15 protein-coding genes are annotated in these 18,335 nt (G+C 70.9%); 8 read left to right on the top strand and 7 right to left on the bottom strand.

Annotated elements, in window-relative coordinates:
- Window positions 1-10: 10 nt before the first annotated feature.
- Window positions 11-3,193 carry an efflux RND transporter permease subunit gene (locus tag QR78_RS17360; RefSeq protein ID WP_048428804.1) on the top strand — a complete coding sequence of 1,061 codons (3,183 nt, stop codon included), beginning with the start codon at window positions 11-13 and terminating at the stop codon, window positions 3,191-3,193.
- Between the two features lie 507 nt (window positions 3,194-3,700).
- Here the strand turns inward: QR78_RS17360 and QR78_RS17355 are convergent.
- Window positions 3,701-5,443, bottom strand: a complete 1,743-nt coding sequence (locus tag QR78_RS17355; protein ID WP_082171656.1) for a putative bifunctional diguanylate cyclase/phosphodiesterase — start codon at window positions 5,441-5,443, stop codon at window positions 3,701-3,703.
- Between the two features lie 300 nt (window positions 5,444-5,743).
- Between QR78_RS17355 and QR78_RS17350 the strand changes: the two genes are divergently transcribed.
- Window positions 5,744-7,795, top strand: a complete 2,052-nt coding sequence (locus tag QR78_RS17350) for a YgiQ family radical SAM protein (protein ID WP_048428828.1) — start codon at window positions 5,744-5,746, stop codon at window positions 7,793-7,795.
- A gap of 182 nt (window positions 7,796-7,977) precedes the next feature.
- On the opposite strand, the gene clpB is transcribed toward QR78_RS17350, so the two are convergent.
- Entirely contained in the window at window positions 7,978-10,617 is a 2,640-nt protein-coding gene (clpB, locus tag QR78_RS17345; RefSeq protein WP_048428803.1) for an ATP-dependent chaperone ClpB, read from the bottom strand.
- Between the two features lie 263 nt (window positions 10,618-10,880).
- On the opposite strand from clpB, the gene QR78_RS17340 reads away from it, so the two are divergent.
- Entirely contained in the window at window positions 10,881-11,657 is a 777-nt protein-coding gene (locus QR78_RS17340; RefSeq protein WP_048428802.1) for an MOSC domain-containing protein, read from the top strand.
- Window positions 11,658-11,661: 4 nt separating this feature from the next.
- Here QR78_RS17340 and QR78_RS17335 read toward each other — a convergent pair whose 3' ends face one another.
- Window positions 11,662-11,871 carry a hypothetical protein gene (locus tag QR78_RS17335; RefSeq protein WP_048428827.1) on the bottom strand — a complete coding sequence of 70 codons (210 nt, stop codon included), beginning with the start codon at window positions 11,869-11,871 and terminating at the stop codon, window positions 11,662-11,664.
- Between the two features lie 285 nt (window positions 11,872-12,156).
- Here QR78_RS17335 and argB point away from each other — a divergent pair, with 285 nt between their 5' ends.
- The 5 genes from argB (at window position 12,157) to QR78_RS17315 (ending at window position 15,042) form a co-directional block, all read left to right on the top strand.
- A complete protein-coding gene (gene argB / locus QR78_RS17330; RefSeq protein WP_048428801.1) occupies window positions 12,157-13,080 on the top strand; it encodes an acetylglutamate kinase in 924 nt (307 codons plus the stop codon).
- Between the two features lie 141 nt (window positions 13,081-13,221).
- On the top strand, window positions 13,222-13,953 hold the full coding sequence (locus QR78_RS17325; protein ID WP_048428800.1) for a pyrimidine 5'-nucleotidase: 732 nt from the start codon (window positions 13,222-13,224) through the stop codon (window positions 13,951-13,953).
- Entirely contained in the window at window positions 13,950-14,087 is a 138-nt protein-coding gene (locus QR78_RS35540) for a hypothetical protein (protein ID WP_165602101.1), read from the top strand. The genes QR78_RS17325 and QR78_RS35540 overlap by 4 nt, the downstream gene beginning before the upstream one ends.
- A gap of 20 nt (window positions 14,088-14,107) precedes the next feature.
- Window positions 14,108-14,530, top strand: coding sequence for a metallopeptidase family protein (locus QR78_RS17320; RefSeq protein ID WP_048428799.1), 423 nt, complete (start codon window positions 14,108-14,110; stop codon window positions 14,528-14,530).
- 227 nt (window positions 14,531-14,757) lie between these two features.
- Window positions 14,758-15,042, top strand: coding sequence for a hypothetical protein (locus tag QR78_RS17315; protein WP_048428826.1), 285 nt, complete (start codon window positions 14,758-14,760; stop codon window positions 15,040-15,042).
- A 130-nt stretch (window positions 15,043-15,172) separates the two neighbouring features.
- Here the strand turns inward: QR78_RS17315 and QR78_RS17310 are convergent, their stop codons facing one another.
- The 4 genes from QR78_RS17310 to QR78_RS17295 form a co-directional block, all read right to left on the bottom strand.
- Window positions 15,173-16,402 (bottom strand): hypothetical protein, encoded by a 1,230-nt coding sequence (locus tag QR78_RS17310; protein WP_048428798.1) that lies wholly within the window; start codon window positions 16,400-16,402, stop codon window positions 15,173-15,175.
- Between the two features lie 103 nt (window positions 16,403-16,505).
- Entirely contained in the window at window positions 16,506-16,931 is a 426-nt protein-coding gene (locus QR78_RS17305; protein ID WP_244276352.1) for a hypothetical protein, read from the bottom strand.
- Window positions 16,932-17,009: 78 nt separating this feature from the next.
- The gene (locus tag QR78_RS17300; RefSeq protein ID WP_048428796.1) at window positions 17,010-17,276 is read right to left on the bottom strand and encodes a hypothetical protein; all 267 of its coding nucleotides are present in this window, start codon (window positions 17,274-17,276) and stop codon (window positions 17,010-17,012) included.
- Between the two features lie 4 nt (window positions 17,277-17,280).
- A complete protein-coding gene (locus tag QR78_RS17295; RefSeq protein WP_048428795.1) occupies window positions 17,281-18,294 on the bottom strand; it encodes a WD40 repeat domain-containing protein in 1,014 nt (337 codons plus the stop codon).
- Between the last annotated feature and the right edge of the window lie 41 nt (window positions 18,295-18,335).

Genomic DNA, 18,335 nt, shown 5'->3' with positions numbered 1-18,335 from the left:
ACGCCTCGACGTGACCCCGACCGACACCGATCCGCGGCCGGCCGACCGGCCGCCCCCCTCCGGCCTGCAGGCGGCGCTGGTGCGACTGTCCGTGCGCCGCCCGGGCCTCGTCGTCGCCCTCGCGCTCGCGCTCGTCGTCTACGGCCTCGTCGCCCTGACGTCGGCCAAGTACGACGTCTTCCCGGAATTCGCCCCGCCCGCCGTCACGGTGCAGACCGAGGCGCCCGGCCTCAACCCGGAACAGGTCGAGGTGCTGGTCACCCAGGCCGTCGAGGGCGTCGTCAACGGCCTGCCCGGCCTCGCGAGCCTGCGGTCGAACTCGATCCAGGGCGTCTCGGTGGTGACCGCGACCTTCCGCTCGGGGACCGACATCTACCGGGCGCGCCAGCTCGTCGGCGAGCGGCTCGCCGGGCTCGCCGGCCGACTGCCGCAGGGGGTCGCCTCGCCGACGATGACCGCCCTCACCTCCTCGACGAGCGCGATCCTGCTCGTCGGCCTGACCTCGCCGACGCGCTCGCTCATGGACCTGCGGACGGTCGCGGACTGGCGGGTGCGCCTGCGCCTCCTCGCGGCACCGGGGGTCGGCGAGGTGCTGGTCTATGGCGGCGACGTCCGGTCGATCCGCATCCAGGTCCGGCCGCAGGACCTCGTCCGGTTCCGCATCGGCCTCGCCGACGTGCTCGCCGCCGGCCGCAAGGCGACCGGCGTGCGCGGGGCCGGCTTCGTCGACACGGCGAACCAGCGCATCACCCTCCAGACCGAGGGGCAGGCGGTGACCCCGGCGGCGGTCGCCCGCACGGTGCTGATCAACGAGGGCGGCGCGAGCGTGGTGCTCGGCGACGTCGCCGACGTCGTCGCCGGCCCGGAGCCGGCGATCAGCGCCGCGCTCGTCGACGGGCAGCCCGGCGTCCTGATGATGATCGGCGCGCAGGTCGGCGCCAACACGGTCGAGGTCGCGGCCGGGGTCGAGGCGGCGCTCGCCGAGCTCCAGCCGGGCCTCGCCAAGGACGGGATCGTCCTGCGCACCGACCTGTTCCGCCCCGCCGGCTTCGTCGCGCAGGCCACCGGCCACGTCCTGCAGGCCCTGGCGCTCGGCGGTGCCCTCGTGGTCGTGGTCCTGGTGGTCTTCCTGTTCGACTGGCGCACCGCGCTGATCAGCGCGACGGCGATCCCGCTCTCGCTCATCGGCGCGGTCCTGGTGCTCGGGGCGTTCGGGTTCAGCCTCAACACCATGACGCTCGGCGGGCTCGCCATCGCGATCGGCGAGGTGGTCGACGATGCGGTGATCGGCGTCGAGAACGCGATGCGCCGCCTGCGGGAGAACCGGCGCCTCGCCGCCCCGCGGCCGGAAGCCCGGGTGGTGTTTGAGGCCATCCTGGAGGTCCGGGTCGCGGTCGCCTACGCGACCGTCGCGGTTCTGCTGGTCTTCCTGCCGGTGCTGGCGCTCTCCGGCGTGCCCGGCCGCCTGTTCGGTCCCCTGGCGCTGGCCTACATCCTGGCGGTCCTGGCGTCGCTCGTCGTGGCGCTCACGGTCACGCCGGCCCTCGCGCGCCTGCTGCTCGCAGGGCGCAGGACGCTGCCCGCCCGGGAGCCGCCGGTGACCCGGGCGGTGCGCGGCGTCTATGTCCGGCTCCTCGAACGCCTGGTGCGGCACCCTCTCCTCGTCGGCGCGGCGGGGCTCCTCGCCGTCCTCGTCGGTGCCGTGCCGATCTCCTCCTTCGGCGGCGCCTTCCTGCCGGACCTGAAGGAGGGGCACTTCATCCTGCACATGGCGACCGCTCCCGGCACTTCGCTGCAGGAGACCCTGCGCCTCGGCGGCCACGTCACGGCGGGCCTCAAGGCGATCCCCGGCGTGCGGGCCGTCGCCCAGCAGGTCGGCCGGGCCGAGGCCGGCTACGATCTCGGCGGCACGCACGAGAGCGAGATCCACGTCGACCTCGCCCCGGACCTCGACGGCGAGGCCCAGGAGCGGGCCGAGGCCGGGATCCGCGCGCTGATGGCGGCCACGCCCGGCGCGACCTTCTCGCTCAAGACCTTCCTCACCGAGCGCATCGAGGAGGTCGTGTCGGGCTTCACCGCCCCGGTGGTGGTCAGCGTCTACGGGGCCGACCTCGACCGGATCGACGCCACGGCCCGGGACGTCGCCCGCGAACTCGCGGAGGTACGGGGCGCCGTCGGCATCCAGCTCCGGTCGCCGGCGGGCCTGCCGCAGGTCACCGTATCGCTGCGCCCCGCCGACCTGCGCCACTGGGGCCTCGATGCGATCGAGGTGCTGGAGCTCGCCCGGACCGCCTTCCAGGGCGACACGGTCGGCCAGTCCTACGAGGGCAACGCGGTGTTCAACGTCGTGGTCGTCCTCGATCCCGCGGCCCGCTCGCGGCTCTCCGGCCTCGGCGACCTGCCGCTGCGCACGCCCGGGGGCAGCACCATCCGCCTGTCGCAGGTCGCGGACGTCTACGAGACCGTGGGGCGCTACGCGATCGCGCATCACGGCGCCCAACGGGTTCGGGTTGTGACGGCGAATGTCGAGGGCCGGGACGTCGCCTCGTTCACCGAGGCGGTGAAGCGCAAGATCGCCCGGGAGGTGACGCTGCCGCCCGGCGTCTATGTCGGCATCGGCGGGGCGGCGGAGGCGCAGGCGCAGGCCCGCCGCGACCTCGCGCTCTATACGGGCCTTGCCGGGTTCGGGATCCTGCTCCTGCTCGCGGTCGTCACCGGGTCCGCCGCCAATCTCGGGCTGATCCTCGTCAACCTGCCCTTCGCCTTCGTCGGCGGCGTGCTGGCGGTGGCCGCGACCGGCGGCCTCGTCTCCCTCGGCGTCATCGTGGGCTTCGTCACGCTGTTCGGCATCTCGCTGCGCAACACCATCATGATGGTCGCCCACTACGAGCACCTCGTGCTCGTGGAGGATCGGCCCTGGAGCGCCGCGACGGCGATCGAGGGCGCCGCCGACCGCCTGGTGCCGATCCTGATGACGTCTCTCGTCACCGGCCTCGGCCTCCTGCCCCTGGCGCTGGGCGCCGGCGAACCGGGCCGCGAGATCGAGGGACCGATGGCGATCGTGATCCTCGGCGGGCTGGCGAGCTCGACGCTCCTGAACCTCTCGGTCCTGCCGGTGCTGGCCCGGCGCTTCGCCCGGTTCGGGGTGCGGGATCGCGAGTCCGAGGCCGTTCGATCGGCTCGATGGGAGTGATGACGAGGACGATGTGAACACTGTCGATCAGGTCAAACAGTCTCCGATACGGGTTCCGCTCGATCCGTTCCGAAACAAATAAAGCGCGGGATCCCCTCTCCCGCGTGGGAGAGGGGTTAGGGGTGAGGGTGACACGCTTCCGAATGGAACTCGACCGTGCCGCCGCCAGCACGAAGGCCTGAGCTTTACTCAGAGCCGAAGCACCCTCGCGCGATCTTCGTTCGCCCCGACCCCTCCCCCACACGGGAGAGGGGAAATGGGCCTTTAATGTTTGGGCCGATCAAGCAGAAATTAGATGAGAGCCTGTTTGACTGATTGCTTAAGTCGTCCTGGTGCCGACATTGCCGCTTCACCTCGTCATCCTGGGTTCCGCTGCGCGGCCCCAGGATGACGATGGAGGGTTTTGGATCCACTCTCGCAATCAAACAGGCGCCCAGACGAGATCGGACGTGATCCCCGGATCGCGCATCGTCCTCGGCGGCCGTCCCCGATGTCGTCCTCGTGCGGTCAGGCCGCCCTCACCCGGCCGTACCGGATGATCGCGTGGTCGGGGATCGACGGGGCGCGGGTCTTGGCGGGGCTTGCCGGCGCGGGGCTTGCCGGCGCAGGGTTTGCCTCGGCAAAGCTTGCCCGAGCCGGATGAGCCGGGATTGGTTCGGCCGGGCCGGCGAGGGCCGGGATGGCGACCCGCGCGGCCGGGGCCGCCGCGAGCAGGGCGTCGATCTCCGGTTTCGGCATCGGCTTGCCGAACAGGTAGCCCTGGCCGAAGTCGCAGCCCTGGCCGGAGAGCCAGTCGACGCTGGCATCCGTCTCGATGCCCTCCGCCGTCGTCACCAGGCCCAGGCTGCGGCCCAGGCTGATGATGGCGTCCACGAGCTTGGCGCGTTCCTCGCTCAGGGTGATGGTGTCGACGTAGGACCGGTCGATCTTGAGCTTGTCGAACTTCAGCTCGCGGAGGTGGTAGAGGCTGGAATAGCCGGTCCCGAAATCGTCCAGCGCGATGCGCACGCCGAGGTTCTGGAGCGACGTCAGGGTGGTGCGCGCCGCCTCCAGGTCCTGCACCAGGGCGCTCTCGGTGATCTCGACCTCGAGGCGGCTCGGGGAGAACCCGGTCTCGGCCAGGATGCCGAGGATCCGCTGCGCCAGGCCGCGGTCCTGGAATTGCTGGGGGGCGATGTTGACGGCGAGCTGCAGGTGCGGAGGCCAGGAGACGGCATCCCGGCAGGCCTGCTGCAGCAGCCGGTAGCTGAGGTCGGCGATCAGGCCGGTCTCCTCGGCGATCGCGATGAACTGGTCGGGCCCGAGCAGGCCGCGGGTCGGATGACGCCAGCGCGCCAGCACCTCGAAGCCGACGCAGTCCCGGCCCGGCAGCGCGACGACCGGCTGGTAGAACGGCTCGATCTCGCCGTTCTCCACCGCCTCGCGCAGCTCCGCCTCGAGGGCGGCCCGCTCGCGCAGCTCGGTATCCATCGCGTCCTCGAACACCCGGAAGGTGCCGCGGCCCTCGCGCTTGCCCTGGTACATCGCGAGGTCGGCCGCGTGCAGCAGCGCGTCGGCGTCGTGCTCGGCGGTGACGAGGGCGATGCCGACGGTCGCGCCGATCTTCACCTCGCCGTCGTTCCAGGCGATCGGCGCCGTGAGGCTCGCGATCACTTGCTGGGCCAGCCGCTTGATGTTCTCGATGCTGCCCGTGAAGGGCGCCAGCAGGGCGAACTCGTCGCCGCCCAGCCGCGCGGCCATGCCGCCGGCCGGCAGCAGGGCCCCGAGGCGATCGGCGACGCTGCACAGGACCGCGTTGCCGGCGGCGTGGCCGTAGAGGTCGTTGACCGGCTTGAAGCGGTCGAGGTCGATCAGGAACACCGCCGCCCTCTCGCCCTCGCCCATCCGCCGGCGGGCGCTCTCCACCGCCTCGACGAAGTGGCGCCGGTTGGTCAGGCCCGTCAGGGCGTCGTGGCGGGCGATCGCCTCGGCCTGCGTCGCGGCGGCGTCGCGTTCCAGCATCGTGCGGCGCAGCGTCAGCGACTTGCGGATGATCGCCCCGGACAGCGCCACACCCATACACCCTGCCAGCATGACGAGATCGAGCAGGCCGTGGCGCAGGGAGAAGGCGATCGCGACCTCGAAGATGCCGAGCACGCTGCCGATCAGGTAGCAGCCGGCCCCGATGATCAGCAGGCAAAGCGTCTCGTATAACTCGCCCTTACCCCAGGATCGGCCTTCGACCCAAGTTTTACGCCACGCCCTCGGCATGAACCGCCCCGGTTCCACATTCATTCGACAGTGATTGTCGCAGTCTCACCTGACTATGCCGTTAATTCCCGGGTCGGCATTGCGTGGACCGGCCGGCCGGCGGGGATCGATCGTCCGGAGACCCGCTCGCCGGCCGGTGCCGGCCCGCCTGTCGGGAGGTGCGGAACCGCCCCGCGCGGCGCCGCTCTCCCCAACGCAAGCTCGGCCGGATCCATGCCCGGTGATCCATGTCCGGTTTCGATCCCTGTGTTGATGGAGCCTTCGTTGATCTTGCGATCCCGGAGGATTATGCAGGCGCCCATGGACCTCCAAGCTTCCGTCGAACGATCCGTGGCCCCTGTGGCGGCCCTGGCCTGCAAGTCGCCGCCCGCCGGCAAGGCCGCCCCGTTCCTGCCGATGAGCCGCGCCGAGATGACGGCGCTCGGCTGGGACGCCTGCGACATCGTGCTCGTGACCGGCGATGCCTATGTCGACCATCCGAGCTTCGGCATGGCCATCATCGGCCGGCTGCTCGAGGCCCAGGGGTTCCGGGTCGGCATCATCGCCCAGCCCGACTGGCAGTCGGCCGAGCCGTTCAAGGCGCTCGGCCGGCCGCGGCTGTTCTTCGGCGTGACCGGCGGCAACCTCGATTCGATGGTGAACCGCTACACGGCGGACCGCCGCCTGCGCCACGACGACGCCTACACGGCCGGCGGCGAGGGCGGGAAGCGACCGGACCGCTGCACCATCGTGTACACGCAGCGCTGCCGCGAGGCCTACAAGGACGTGCCGATCATCCTCGGCGGCATCGAGGCCTCGCTGCGCCGGATCGCCCACTACGATTACTGGTCCGACAAGGTGCGCCGCTCGATCCTGGCGGACGCCAAGGCCGACCTGCTCCTCTACGGCAACGCCGAGCGCGCCGTGGTGGAGGTGGCGAACCGCCTGGCCGCCGGCGAGGCGCCGCACGAGCTCGAGTCGGTGCGCGGCGTCGCCCTGTTCCGGCGCGTGCCCGAGCACTACACCGAGCTGCCCGCCGACGACCTCGATTCCGCCGACGAGGCCGCCGCCCGCAAGGCCGGCGAGACGGTGATCCGGCTCCCGGCCTACGACGTCGTCAAGGACGACAAGGAAGCGTATGCCCGCGCCTCCCGCGTGCTGCACCGGGAGGCCAATCCGGGCAATGCCCGCCCCCTCGTCCAGCGCCACGGCGACCGCGACCTGTGGCTGAACCCGCCGCCGATCCCGCTCACCAGCGAGGAGATGGATTCGGTCTACGACCTGCCCTACGCGCGGGCCCCCCACCCGTCCTACGGCGACGCCAAGATTCCCGCCTGGGACATGATCAAGTTCTCGGTGACGATCATGCGCGGCTGCTTCGGCGGCTGCACCTTCTGCTCGATCACCGAGCACGAGGGCCGCGTCATCCAGAACCGCTCCGAGGGCTCGATCCTGCGCGAGATCGAGCGGATCCGCGACAAGACCCCGGGCTTCACCGGCGTGATCTCGGATGTCGGCGGGCCGACCGCCAACATGTACCGGATGGCCTGCAAGGACCCGAAGATCGAGGCGGCGTGCCGGCTGCCCTCCTGCGTCTTCCCGGACATCTGTCCGAACCTGAACACCTCGCACGACGACCTGATCCGCCTCTACCGCAAGGTCCGCGAGGTGAAGGGCGTCAAGAAGGTGATGGTCGCGTCCGGCGTGCGCTACGACCTCGCGGTCCGCAGCCCCGAATACGTCAAGGAACTCGTCACCCACCACGTCGGCGGCCGCCTGAAGATCGCGCCCGAGCACACCGAGCGCGGCCCCCTCGACCTGATGATGAAGCCGGGGATCGGCACCTACGACCGCTTCAAGGAGATGTTCGACGAGGCGGCCAAGCAGGCGGGCAAGAAGTACTACCTGATCCCGTACTTCATCGCGGCGCATCCCGGCACGACCGACGAGGACATGCTGCAGCTCGCGCTGTGGCTCAAGAAGAACGACTACCGGGCCGACCAGGTGCAGACCTTCCTGCCCTCGCCGATGGCGACCGCCACGGCGATGTACCACACCGAGGTCAACACGCTGAAAGGCGTGCGACGCGGCGGCAGCGAGCCCGTCGAGGCGATCAAGGGCCTGCGCCAGCGCCGTCTCCACAAGGCGTTCCTGCGCTACCACGACCCCGAGAACTGGCCCCTGCTGCGCGAGGCTCTGCGCGAGATGGGCCGCGCCGACCTCATCGGGCCGCGTCCGGACCAGCTGGTGCCGTTCTCGCAGCCGCCGGGGACGGGCTTGGGCACGGGCAAGGGTCGGGGCCCGCAGCGGCCGGTGCGCCCGGCGGGCGGCGGCCAGCGCTTCACCACCAAGGGCGTGCCGCTGAGGAAGTGACGGTCCCGCGCGCCTGACGAGCGAGCGGTCGGTCATCGATTGGGTGCCGGGCCGCTACGCGATCCGTAACGGCACGGGCCGTCGGTCAAGATCCTCGTCCGAGGGCCCGGAGCGGCGGCCTCGGGCCGTTGCGACGGCGAAGGGGCCCGCCTCCCGAAGGAAGCGGGCCCCAGCAGGCTCCGTCAGTTCAGCAGGGCACGCGCCGGCCGACGCTCGTCGGGAGAGACCGACTGGTCGCCGATGAACAGGCCGGCGGGGCCGAGGCGCACCGGCACGGTCTCGCCGTCATGGACGCGGCCGGCCAGAATCTGCTCGGCGAGGGGATCCTGCACCGCCTTCTGGATCACGCGCTTCAGCGGGCGCGCACCGTAGGCCGAGTCGTAGCCCTTGTCGGCGAGCCAGGCGCGGGCGTCGGGCTCGATGTCGAGGGTGATCTTGCGATCCTCCAGGAGCTTCGCGAGGCGCCCGAGCTGGATGTCGACGATCGCCCCCATCTCCTGCCGCTGCAGGCGGTGAAAGAGGATGATCTCGTCGACCCGGTTCAGGAACTCGGGGCGGAAGTGCGAGCGGACCACGTTCATCACGTCGTCGCGCACCACGTCGGTATCCTGGCCCTCCGGCTGGTTGACCAGATACTCGGAGCCGAGATTCGACGTCATGACGATCAGCGTGTTGCGGAAGTCGACCGTCCGCCCCTGCCCGTCGGTGAGCCGGCCGTCGTCGAGAACCTGCAAGAGGACGTTGAACACGTCCGGATGCGCCTTCTCGACCTCGTCGAACAGCACGACCTGGTAGGGCCGGCGCCGCACGGCCTCGGTCAGCGCCCCGCCCTCCTCGTAGCCGACATAGCCCGGAGGCGCGCCGATCAGGCGGGCCACCGCGTGCTTCTCCATGTATTCCGACATGTCGATGCGCACGAGCGCCGTGTCGTCGTCGAACAGGAAGCCGGCCAGCGCCTTGGTCAGCTCGGTCTTGCCGACGCCGGTGGGGCCGAGGAACATGAACGAGCCGATCGGCCGGTGCGGGTCCTGAAGGCCGGCGCGGGCGCGCCGCACCGCGGTGGAGACCGCGATCACCGCCTCGTGCTGGCCGACGACGCGTTTACCCAGCGCCGCCTCCATCCCGAGCAGCTTCTCGCGCTCGCCCTCCAGCATCTTGTCGACCGGCACGCCGGTCCAGCGCGACACCACGCCGGCGATGTGGCTCGGCGTCACCGCCTCCTCCATCATCCCCGAACCGTTGCCGCGGGACCCATCCGCGCCGCGCGCCTCGATCTCGGCGAGTTCCCGCTCGAGGCCCGGGATGATGCCATAGGCGAGTTCGCCCGCCTTCTGGTACTGGCCCTGGCGCTGCGCCGCCGCGAGGTCGTTGCGCGCCGCGTCGAGCTTCGTCTTCAGCTCGGCTGCCCGGCCGAGCTTGTCCTTCTCGGCCTTCCAGCGCGCGGTGATCGAGGCCGACTGCTCCTCGAGGTCGCCGAGTTCCTTCTCCAGCCGCTGCAGACGGTCGCGGGAGGCGGAATCGGTCTCCTTCTTCAGGGCCTCGCCCTCGATCTTCAGCCGCACGATCTCACGATCGATGTTGTCGAGTTCCTCCGGCTTCGAATCGACCTGCATGCGCAGGCGCGAGGCCGCCTCGTCGACGAGGTCGATCGCCTTGTCGGGCAGGAAGCGGTCGGTGATGTAGCGGTTCGACAGGGTCGCGGCCGCCACGAGCGCCGAATCCTGGATCCGGACCTTGTGGTGCTGCTCGTACTTCTCCTTGATGCCGCGCAGGATCGACACCGTGTCCTCGACGGTCGGCTCCGAGACGAAGACCGGCTGGAAGCGGCGAGCGAGCGCCGCGTCCTTCTCGACGTGCTTGCGGTACTCGTCGAGCGTGGTCGCGCCGACGCAGTGCAATTCGCCGCGGGCGAGCGCGGGCTTGAGGAGGTTCGAGGCGTCCATCGCCCCGTCCGCCTTGCCGGCGCCGACGAGCGTGTGCATCTCGTCGATGAACAGGATGATCTGGCCCTCCGCGGCCGTGACCTCGGAGAGTACCCCTTTCAGCCGCTCCTCGAACTCGCCGCGATACTTCGCGCCGGCGATCAGCGCGCCCATGTCGAGGGCGAGCAGCTGCTTGTCGCGCAGGCTCTCCGGCACGTCGCCGTTGACGATGCGGAGCGCCAGCCCCTCGACGATGGCGGTCTTGCCGACGCCGGGCTCGCCGATGAGGACCGGGTTGTTCTTGGTGCGCCGCGACAAAACCTGGATGGTGCGGCGGATCTCCTCGTCGCGGCCGATCACCGGGTCGAGCTTGCCGTCGCGGGCCGCCTCGGTGAGGTCGCGGGCATATTTCTTCAGGGCGTCGTAGGCGTTCTCGGCCGTCGCGTTGTCGGCGGTGCGGCCCTTGCGCAGCGCGTTGATGGCGCCATTGAGCGAGGCCGCGGTGACGCCGGCCTGAGCCAGGATCTTGCCCGCATCCGTGTCCTTCTCGACCGCGAGCGCAAGCAGCAGGCGCTCCACGGTGACGTAGGAATCGCCCGCCTTCTCGGCGGCCTTTTCCGCGGTGTCGAACAGGCGCATCAGCTCGCGGGTCGCCTGCGGCTGCGAGGCGCCGCCCGAGACCTTCGGCTGCTTGGCGAGCCACGCCTCGGTCTGGGCCAGCGCCACGCGCGACTGGCCGCCGGCCCGGTCGATCAGGCCCGCGCACAGGCCCTCGGGATCGTCGAGCAGCACCTTGAGAACATGGGCGGGCGCCAGCTGCGGATGGCCCTCGCGCAGGGCCAGCGACTGCGCCGATTGCACGAAGCCCCGCGCCCGTTCGGTGTACTTTTCGAAGTTCATGAATGCGCTCCTCCTTGGCCGATCCTCCCGCCCTCGTGACGAGGCATCGGTGGGACCGAAGGGTTCGCCCTCGCGCGGTCGTCGCGCGCCGGGCGCCGGCCCTTCCAGGAAGCTGCCGGCTCTCCCCATGTGGTGTGACATATCGGTAACACAAGGGGCGCGCTCTCGATTTCACGGTCACGAGACATGCGGTGCGCGGATGCCTCGACGGGCGCCATCCGGGTCCGATTCCCAGCTGCGGCAAATCCGGATAGGCATGGGGCATGAGCAGCCCCGCCCTGACCGTCACCGCCCTCCATCGCTACCCGGTGAAGGGTCTCTCGCCCGAGCCCCTGACGACGGCGGCGCTTACGGCCGGCGGCTACTTTCCGGGCGACCGGCTCTTCGCGGTCGAGAACGGCCCGAGCGGCTTCGACCCGGCTTCGCCGGTGCATCAGCCGAAGATCAAGTACCTCATGCTGATGCGCAACGAGGACCTGGCCCGGCTGACGACGCGGTTCGACGATGCGAGCGGCGTGCTCACCATCCACGAGGGCGACCGGGAGGCAGTGCGGGGCGACCTCGCGACGCGCGAGGGGCGGCTCGCCATCGAGGCATTCTTCCGCCGCTACCTGCCCAAGGAGCTGCGCGGCCCGCCGAAGGTGCTGGCGGCGCCGGACGGCTACCGCTTCACCGATTCGCGCAGCGGCTACGTCTCGCTCATCAACCTGGCGAGCGTCGCGGCGGTCGAGGACATGGTCGGGGCGCCGGTCGATCCCCTGCGCTTCCGCGGCAACCTGCACGTCACCGGGTTGCCAGCCTTCGCCGAGCTCGACCTCGTCGGGTCGGAACTCGTGACCGAGGGGGGCCTGCGGCTGAAGGTGACGAAGCGTATCGTGCGCTGCGCCGCGACCAACGTCGATCCCGTCACGGGCGCACGCGACCTCGCGATCCCGGAGGCCCTGCAGAAGACCCTCGGCCACGCCGATTGCGGGATCTATGCCGAGGTGGTCGTCGGCGGCGAGGTGCGGAAGGGGGATGTGCTGCGGGTGGTGGGCTGAGCGCTCACCGCTTGGCCGGCAGCCAGGCCGGCTCCGGCTCCTGGCGCGGCAGCACCGCCGCCACGGCGTCGAGGTCGACCGTGTAGCTGTCGGTCAGCAGGCGCCAGAGGTCCTGGCGGCTCGCGGCGCGGTCGCTCAGCGAGGTCACCGTGGCGGCGAGCAGGGCGGGATTGGTGAGGGCGGGACGCGGCAGGAGGAGATCGGCGGGGCGCATCGTCGGCATCCGTGGAACCGTCCCCAGATTGTGCCGATCATAGTAAATTCCTGGTAAAACGGAGCGGGTCGGACGCAGCGAAAGCGGCCGTCATCCCACCGTCGCGCAGCGTCGCCAGAACCCCGGCCCGACACCGACGGTCCGACGCGGGGCGCGGTCGTCGCCCCGGGGCCGTCGCTCGCGCGTTTTCGGTGTGACAGGCCGCGCGATGATGCGTAGAACCCCGCGCCGACCGCGCGCCGCGACGGTACCGCGGCCCGACCTTGCGAGAGGAAACCCGCCACGATGAGCGATTCCGGAGCGGACAAGCAGCCCGACGTCCAGCTGCCCAACGTCCATGTGCGGGCCGAGGTGCTGGTGCAGGCGCTGCCGCACATGCAGCGCTACGACGAGGAGGTCGTGGTCATCAAGTATGGCGGCCACGCCATGGGCGACCGCGCCGCCGCGGAGGACTTCGCCGAGGACATCGTGCTCCTCGAGCAGTCGGGCCTGAAGCCCGTGGTGGTCCATGGCGGCGGGCCGCAGATCGGCCGCATGCTCGACCGGCTCGGCATCAAGTCCGAGTTCCGCGAGGGCCTGCGCGTCACCGACGAGGCCACCGTCGAGGTGGTCGAGATGGTCTTGGCCGGCTCGATCAACAAGCAGATCGTCGGCTGGATCTCGGCCGAGGGCGGCAAGGCGATCGGCCTGTGCGGCAAGGACGGCAACATGGTGCGGGCGCGCCGCGCCGCCCGCACGGTGACCGATCCCGATTCGCACATCGAGCGCCACATCGATCTCGGCCTCGTCGGCGAGCCCGAGCATGTCGACCGCACGGTGCTCGACGCGGTGCTGAAGGCCGAGCTGATCCCGGTCCTCGCCCCGGTGGCGGTGGGCGCCGACAACCAGACCTACAACGTCAACGCCGACACCTTCGCGGGGGCGATCGCCGGGGCGATGCGGGCCAAGCGCCTTCTGCTCCTCACCGACGTGCCGGGCGTGCTCGACAAGAACAAGAAGCTGATCCCGGAGCTGTCGATCGAGGATTGCCGCCGGCTCATCGCCGACGGGACCATCACGGCCGGCATGATCCCGAAGATCGAGACCTGCATCTACGCCCTGGAGCAGGGCGTCGAGGCGGTGGTCATCCTCGACGGCAAGGTGCCGCACGCGGTGCTGCTCGAGCTGTTCACCGATTACGGCGCCGGCACGCTGATCCGCCGGTCCTGACCTCCCGCCCGCCAGCTTGAGACCGGGCGGCCGACCCCACGGCCGCCCGACCCGTGAGACCTTTCTTTCGACTTCCCTTCCGCCCCGCCTCGCTTATCTTGGGTGCCCGGGGCCGTGGGGCCCCCTCCGCCGGATCGTCCCTTGCTCCTGCCAGGCGAGAGCCACCTCACCGCCCCCGCGGCCCGCGGCTTCTCCGGGGTCGACACCTGGGTGTTCGACCTCGACAACACCCTCTATCCCCACGACGCCCGCGTCTGGCCGCAGGTCGACGAGCGCATCACGCTCTACGTGATGAACCTGTTCGGGCTCGACGGGATCTCGGCGCGGGCGCTGCAGAAATACTTCTATCATCGCTACGGCACGACGTTGCGTGCGCTGATGGCCGAGTGGAAGATCGACCCCTACGATTTCCTCGACTTCGCCCACGACATCGACCATTCGAGCATCGCGCTCGATCCGGGGCTCGGCGTGGCGATCGAGAGCCTGCCCGGCCGCAAGCTGATCCTCACCAACGGCTCGCGGCGGCACGCCGAGAACGTGGCGAAAAAGCTCGGCATCCTCGATCATTTCGAGGACGTGTTCGACATCGCGGCGGCCGATTTCGTGCCCAAGCCCGAGCGTAGCGCCTACGAGAAGTTCCTCGACCGCCACGGGGTCGACCCGACCCGCTCGGCCCTGTTCGAGGACATGGCCAAGAACCTCGTCGTCCCGCACGACCTCGGCATGGCGACGGTGCTGGTGGTGCCCCGCACCATCGACCCGTTCCGCGAGAGCTTCGAGCAGGAGGCGGTGCGCGCGCCCCATATCGACCACATCACCAACGACCTCGCCGGCTTCCTGACCGACCGGGTCGCCCCGGCGCTCGCGGCGTGAGCCGGCCGGACGGTCACGGACCGGATGCCCACGACCCGGTGGAGGTCTGGGGCCGGCGCATCGGCCGCGGGCTCGGTGCCGTGGCGCTCGTCGGGCTGGCCTTCCTGCTCGGCCGGCAATTGCAGTGGTGGTGATGCCCTCGTCCGGAGATCCGATGTCCGAGACCGACTGGAGCGGGTGCAAGGCCCCCGACCTCGCTGCCTTCGAGGCCCTGGCCGAGGACGCGTTCGCGCGCCTCCCGGAGGCGTTCCGCGCCCTGTGCGAGGGCGTGGTGATCCGCGTCGAGGATTTTCCCGACGACGAGACCCTGGAGGAGATGGGCTGCGAGACCGAGTTCGACCTCCTCGGCCTGTTTCGCGGTACCGGCCTCGCCCAAGGCGGCGGCGCCCTGACCCTCGCCACCGGGCAGTTTCCCAACATGGTCTGGCTCTACCGCCGGCCCCTCCTCGATTACTGGGCCGAGCACGACGAAACCCTGGGCCATCTCGTCACCCACGTCCTGGTCCACGAGATCGGCCATCATGTCGGCCTGTCGGACGACGACATGGCGGCGATCGAGGCGGCGGCGGAGGCGTGACGGGCCCGATGGGCCTAGCTCTGACGCTCTAGGACGCGCTCCGTTAAATCGCGCCCTTGCGACGGCGCAAACCCTTGGTGCGTCAGCCTTTTCGAGAGAGGGAACCGCACCTCTCAACCCCGAATATGCCCTAGGGTAGTATAACGGCAAGACGGTTGCCGGCGGCCGGCCTCCTCCCCTATCGGCGAGGATGGACCGGCGATCCGGTCGTCATCGCGATCCCCGACATGGCCAGCCGCATCACCCTCGATCCCGTCCGCATCGACACCGGCAGCACAGACAGCGAGGGCCGCCTGGCCTATCGCGACGGACACCTCATCGGCGTTCTGACACTGCTCGACCCGGACCTGCACGAGGAGCTGGGGGTCGGCCGGCACTGGTTCCTGGAGGCCGGATTCGGGCGGATTGCCGACGAGCCGCGCCCGCCGGCCTTCCCGACCCTCGATGCCGCCCGCGCCTGGCTCGCCGACCGGATCACGGGCCTCTCCCAGCCCTGTGACCTACGGCGTTGAGGCCACGCCGCGCTGCGCGGCGGCATTTTTGGGGTCAAGCCGCGCTGCGCGGCGGCATTTTGGGGTCAAGCCGCGCTGCGCGGCGGCATTTCGAGACTACGCCGCGCTGCGCGGCGGGCATTTTCCGGGGTCAAGCCGCGCTGCGCGGCGGCAGGGCACTCGCCTTCGGCCTGCTGGTGCGGAACTGGCCCCGCTCCACGGCGATGAACACCAGCACAACCACCGTGACGCTGGTGAACCACCAGCTCGCGGTCGTGCCGATGCCGAGGCAGGCGGAGGCGAAGGCGGTCGCGGCCGTCGCCATCGCGCCGGGGGTCAGCACCGGGTGCTCGCGGCCGGAATGGCGGATGCCGGTCCACAGCACGAAGGCCGCCGCGAAGGCGCCGACGATGCCGAGCTCGTACCAGATCTCGAACAGCAGCGAGGCCGGGGCGTTGATCGGCAGCATGCCGATCACCTTGCCGCGCAACGCCGTCTCCAGGCCGTGGCCGGTGATCAGGCGCAGCGGCTCGGTCGTCACCACCCGCTGCCAGGCCTTCAGCGACAGGATCGTCGGGTGGAGCGGGCCGAGTAACGGGGTGAGCAGCGGCCGCAGCAGGAACGGCAGCAGCGGCGCCAGCGCCACGAGGCCGGCGGCCACGCCCGCGGTGACCCGCACCCCGAGCCCCTGGCGCCAGGCCGAGAGGGCGAAGGCGGCCGCACCGACGGCCAGGGCGAGCAGCGGCACCGGCCCGGGGGCGAGCACCAGGGCCACCGCCGTCGCCACGGCGAGGCCGAGGGCCTGCATGTCGCGCCGGCGCGAGCGCAGCCAGGCGGCGGCGGGCCAGACCAGCAGGGCGAGCAGCATCGCGCCGCGTTCGAGGGCGCCGTCGTCCTCGAGGGCGCTCCGCACGGCGGTGCCGCTGGACAGCCCCAGCAGGATCGCCCCGATCGCCGCCGCGCCGACGCCGAGCGGCAGGAGGTAGAGGTTGGCCGAGCGCATCCGGTCCGGCAGCGCGAGGTAGCCCGCCACCGTCAGACCCACGGTGGCGGCGAGGTTGAGCAGGCGCTCGCTCGCCGGGCCGGGAAACGGCGTCCAGACCAGCGACAGGGCGCACCAGCCCAGCAGCAGGCCGCCGGCCAGGATCGCCCGTGCGCCGCCGAGGCGGGCCAGACCGGCTCCGAGGGGGCGTTGGGCCCCGTCGAGGAGGGCGGCGATGATCAGGAGCGCGATGCCGATGGGCGCCAGGATCACCACCGTGCGCCGGGACACCAGGGCGGTGACCGGGACCACCACGGTCAGGTTGAAGAAGGCGAGGCGCCGCAGCAGTGCCGCCGCATCGACGGCGGGATCGGTGGTGTGCGACGTCGCGCGCGGCATGGCGGCAATTCCGGCTGGCGGCCCGACGGGCGCCGTTCTCCCCTCCTAGTCGAGAGGGCGGTCCCTCGCTGTAGATGGCGGGCAACACTGAGGCGGGCGTGCCTCAGCCGGGCGGCTGGAGGGCGGGCAGCAGGTCGTTGTTCTCTTCGATCCGCAGCATGCGGACGTCTACCACCGCCGCCCGGAACCAGGGGCATTCCCGCGCGACCTCCTGGACCGCCAGCACGCAGCGAACCGGGTCGACCTTCTCGTTTCCGAAATAGACGCTACCCTGCTGCCGGTCGAAACCGTGCCGTTCCAGCACGCGGGCGATGTCCTGGTAGCCATTCTGCCAGGACGAATTGTGATACTGATTCTTCAGTGTCTCGGTGTCGAGATCAAAGCAGATCGCGTACACGCGCGTTCCCCAGGCCGGCCTATTCGGAATCAGGCTGGGTAAAGGACTATCGCTTTCTTGACGCTGCGGCAACAGCGGCTTTCGGCGCCGGGTCTTCATGCGTCGGCTGCTGGCCTCGTCGCGGATCGACACCCGGGGTATCCGGATATCCCATGAATCCGAATGTGGACGCTTCCCCCGTCCGTGTGAAGCACCCGGTGCGGTGCGTCTTCAAGACCGGAGCGCCGCCGCCACGTCCTCGTCCGTCACCGCCTCCAGGGGCTTTCCCACCTTGCAGGCCCGCGAGCGATCCCCTGCGCGCATCACCAGGATCACCGTCTCGGTGCCCGGGCAGGCCGGATCGGCGCAGACGATCTCGTTGACCGTCACGCTCACCTCCGGGCCGAAGCCGCCGAGCCGGCGCGCGGCATCCGCCACCCGGGCCCGCGCGGCGGCGTCCGGGCCGGAGCGCCGCCGGAAGGCGCCGAGGAGGCCCATTGCCCTACCGGGGCAGGTTCAGGAGGCCGGCCTGCCCGTCGGCGCAGCCGAAGGCGAGGTGCTCGCCCCCGGCGTGCCAGCTCAGCGCCGTCACGGCGCTGCCCCGCACCGCCGGGCGCACCAGGAGCTCGGAGGCGTCGGTGAAGCGGATCAGCAGCACGCAGCCATCCTCGTAGCCCGCCGCCAGGACCGGGGATTTGGGGTGGAAGGCGACCTGCGAGACCCGGGCCGGGCGCACCCCGCATTCCCGCGGCGCCTTGCCGGTCGGGCCCTCCTTGGAATCGAACGGCCACACGATCACCGCGTCGGCGCCGCTCGTCGCCAGCCAGTCGCCGTCGGAGGACCAAGCATACGAGCGGACCTTGGCGGGGTAGCCGCTCATCCGCATGTGGCCGCGGTCGGGCTGGAGGCGCCAGCCGTGCAGGGCGTTCTCCTGCATGGTGGTGATGACGAACCGCCCGTCCGTCGACCAGGTGACGTCGATATGCGAGCCCTTCCAGGTCAGGGGCTCCGGCGCCGTGTCGAGATTCGGGTACCACAGGGTCGCGCCGCCGTAATGGGACACCGCGAGCCGGTAGCCCTTGGGCGCGAAGGCGAGGCCGCGGGCGGTCGAGGGCGCCTCGAAGGTCTTTTCCCGGCCCTTGGCGTCCCGGGCGACGACGCGCTTGCCCGCCGCGAAGGCGAAGCCGCCATCGGCATGCAGCGCCAGGGCGTCGATCCAGGCCGCGCCTTGCGCGGTCGCCACCGTCTCGGTCGTGCCGTCGGCCTTCACCGCGACGACCCGGCCGTCATCGCCCCCGGTGAGAAGGCGCTTGCCGTCCCCCGCCGCCACCAGGATCCCCGCATCCGGGTGGGCCTCGACCCGGGCGGTCTCGCCGCCCGCGTGGACGAGCAGCACCGCCCCGTCGCCGAGGGCCGGGGCGAGGCTGCGGCCGAGCCAGTGCGCCGCGACGAGGGGGGCGCCGGCCGCGACGTCGGTGACCTGCTGGGTGAGGGAGGGGGCAGCGGAGGCGCTCATCGCTCGTCTCTGAACCTCTGGGGCATCGGCCGGGCAGGGAG

Origin of the sequence: Methylobacterium indicum, from assembly GCF_001043895.1 — a bacterium.
GTDB lineage: Bacteria > Pseudomonadota > Alphaproteobacteria > Rhizobiales > Beijerinckiaceae > Methylobacterium > Methylobacterium indicum.
Note: the sequence above shows the minus strand (reverse complement) of the source record. Positions and strands in the feature narration are given on the sequence as shown.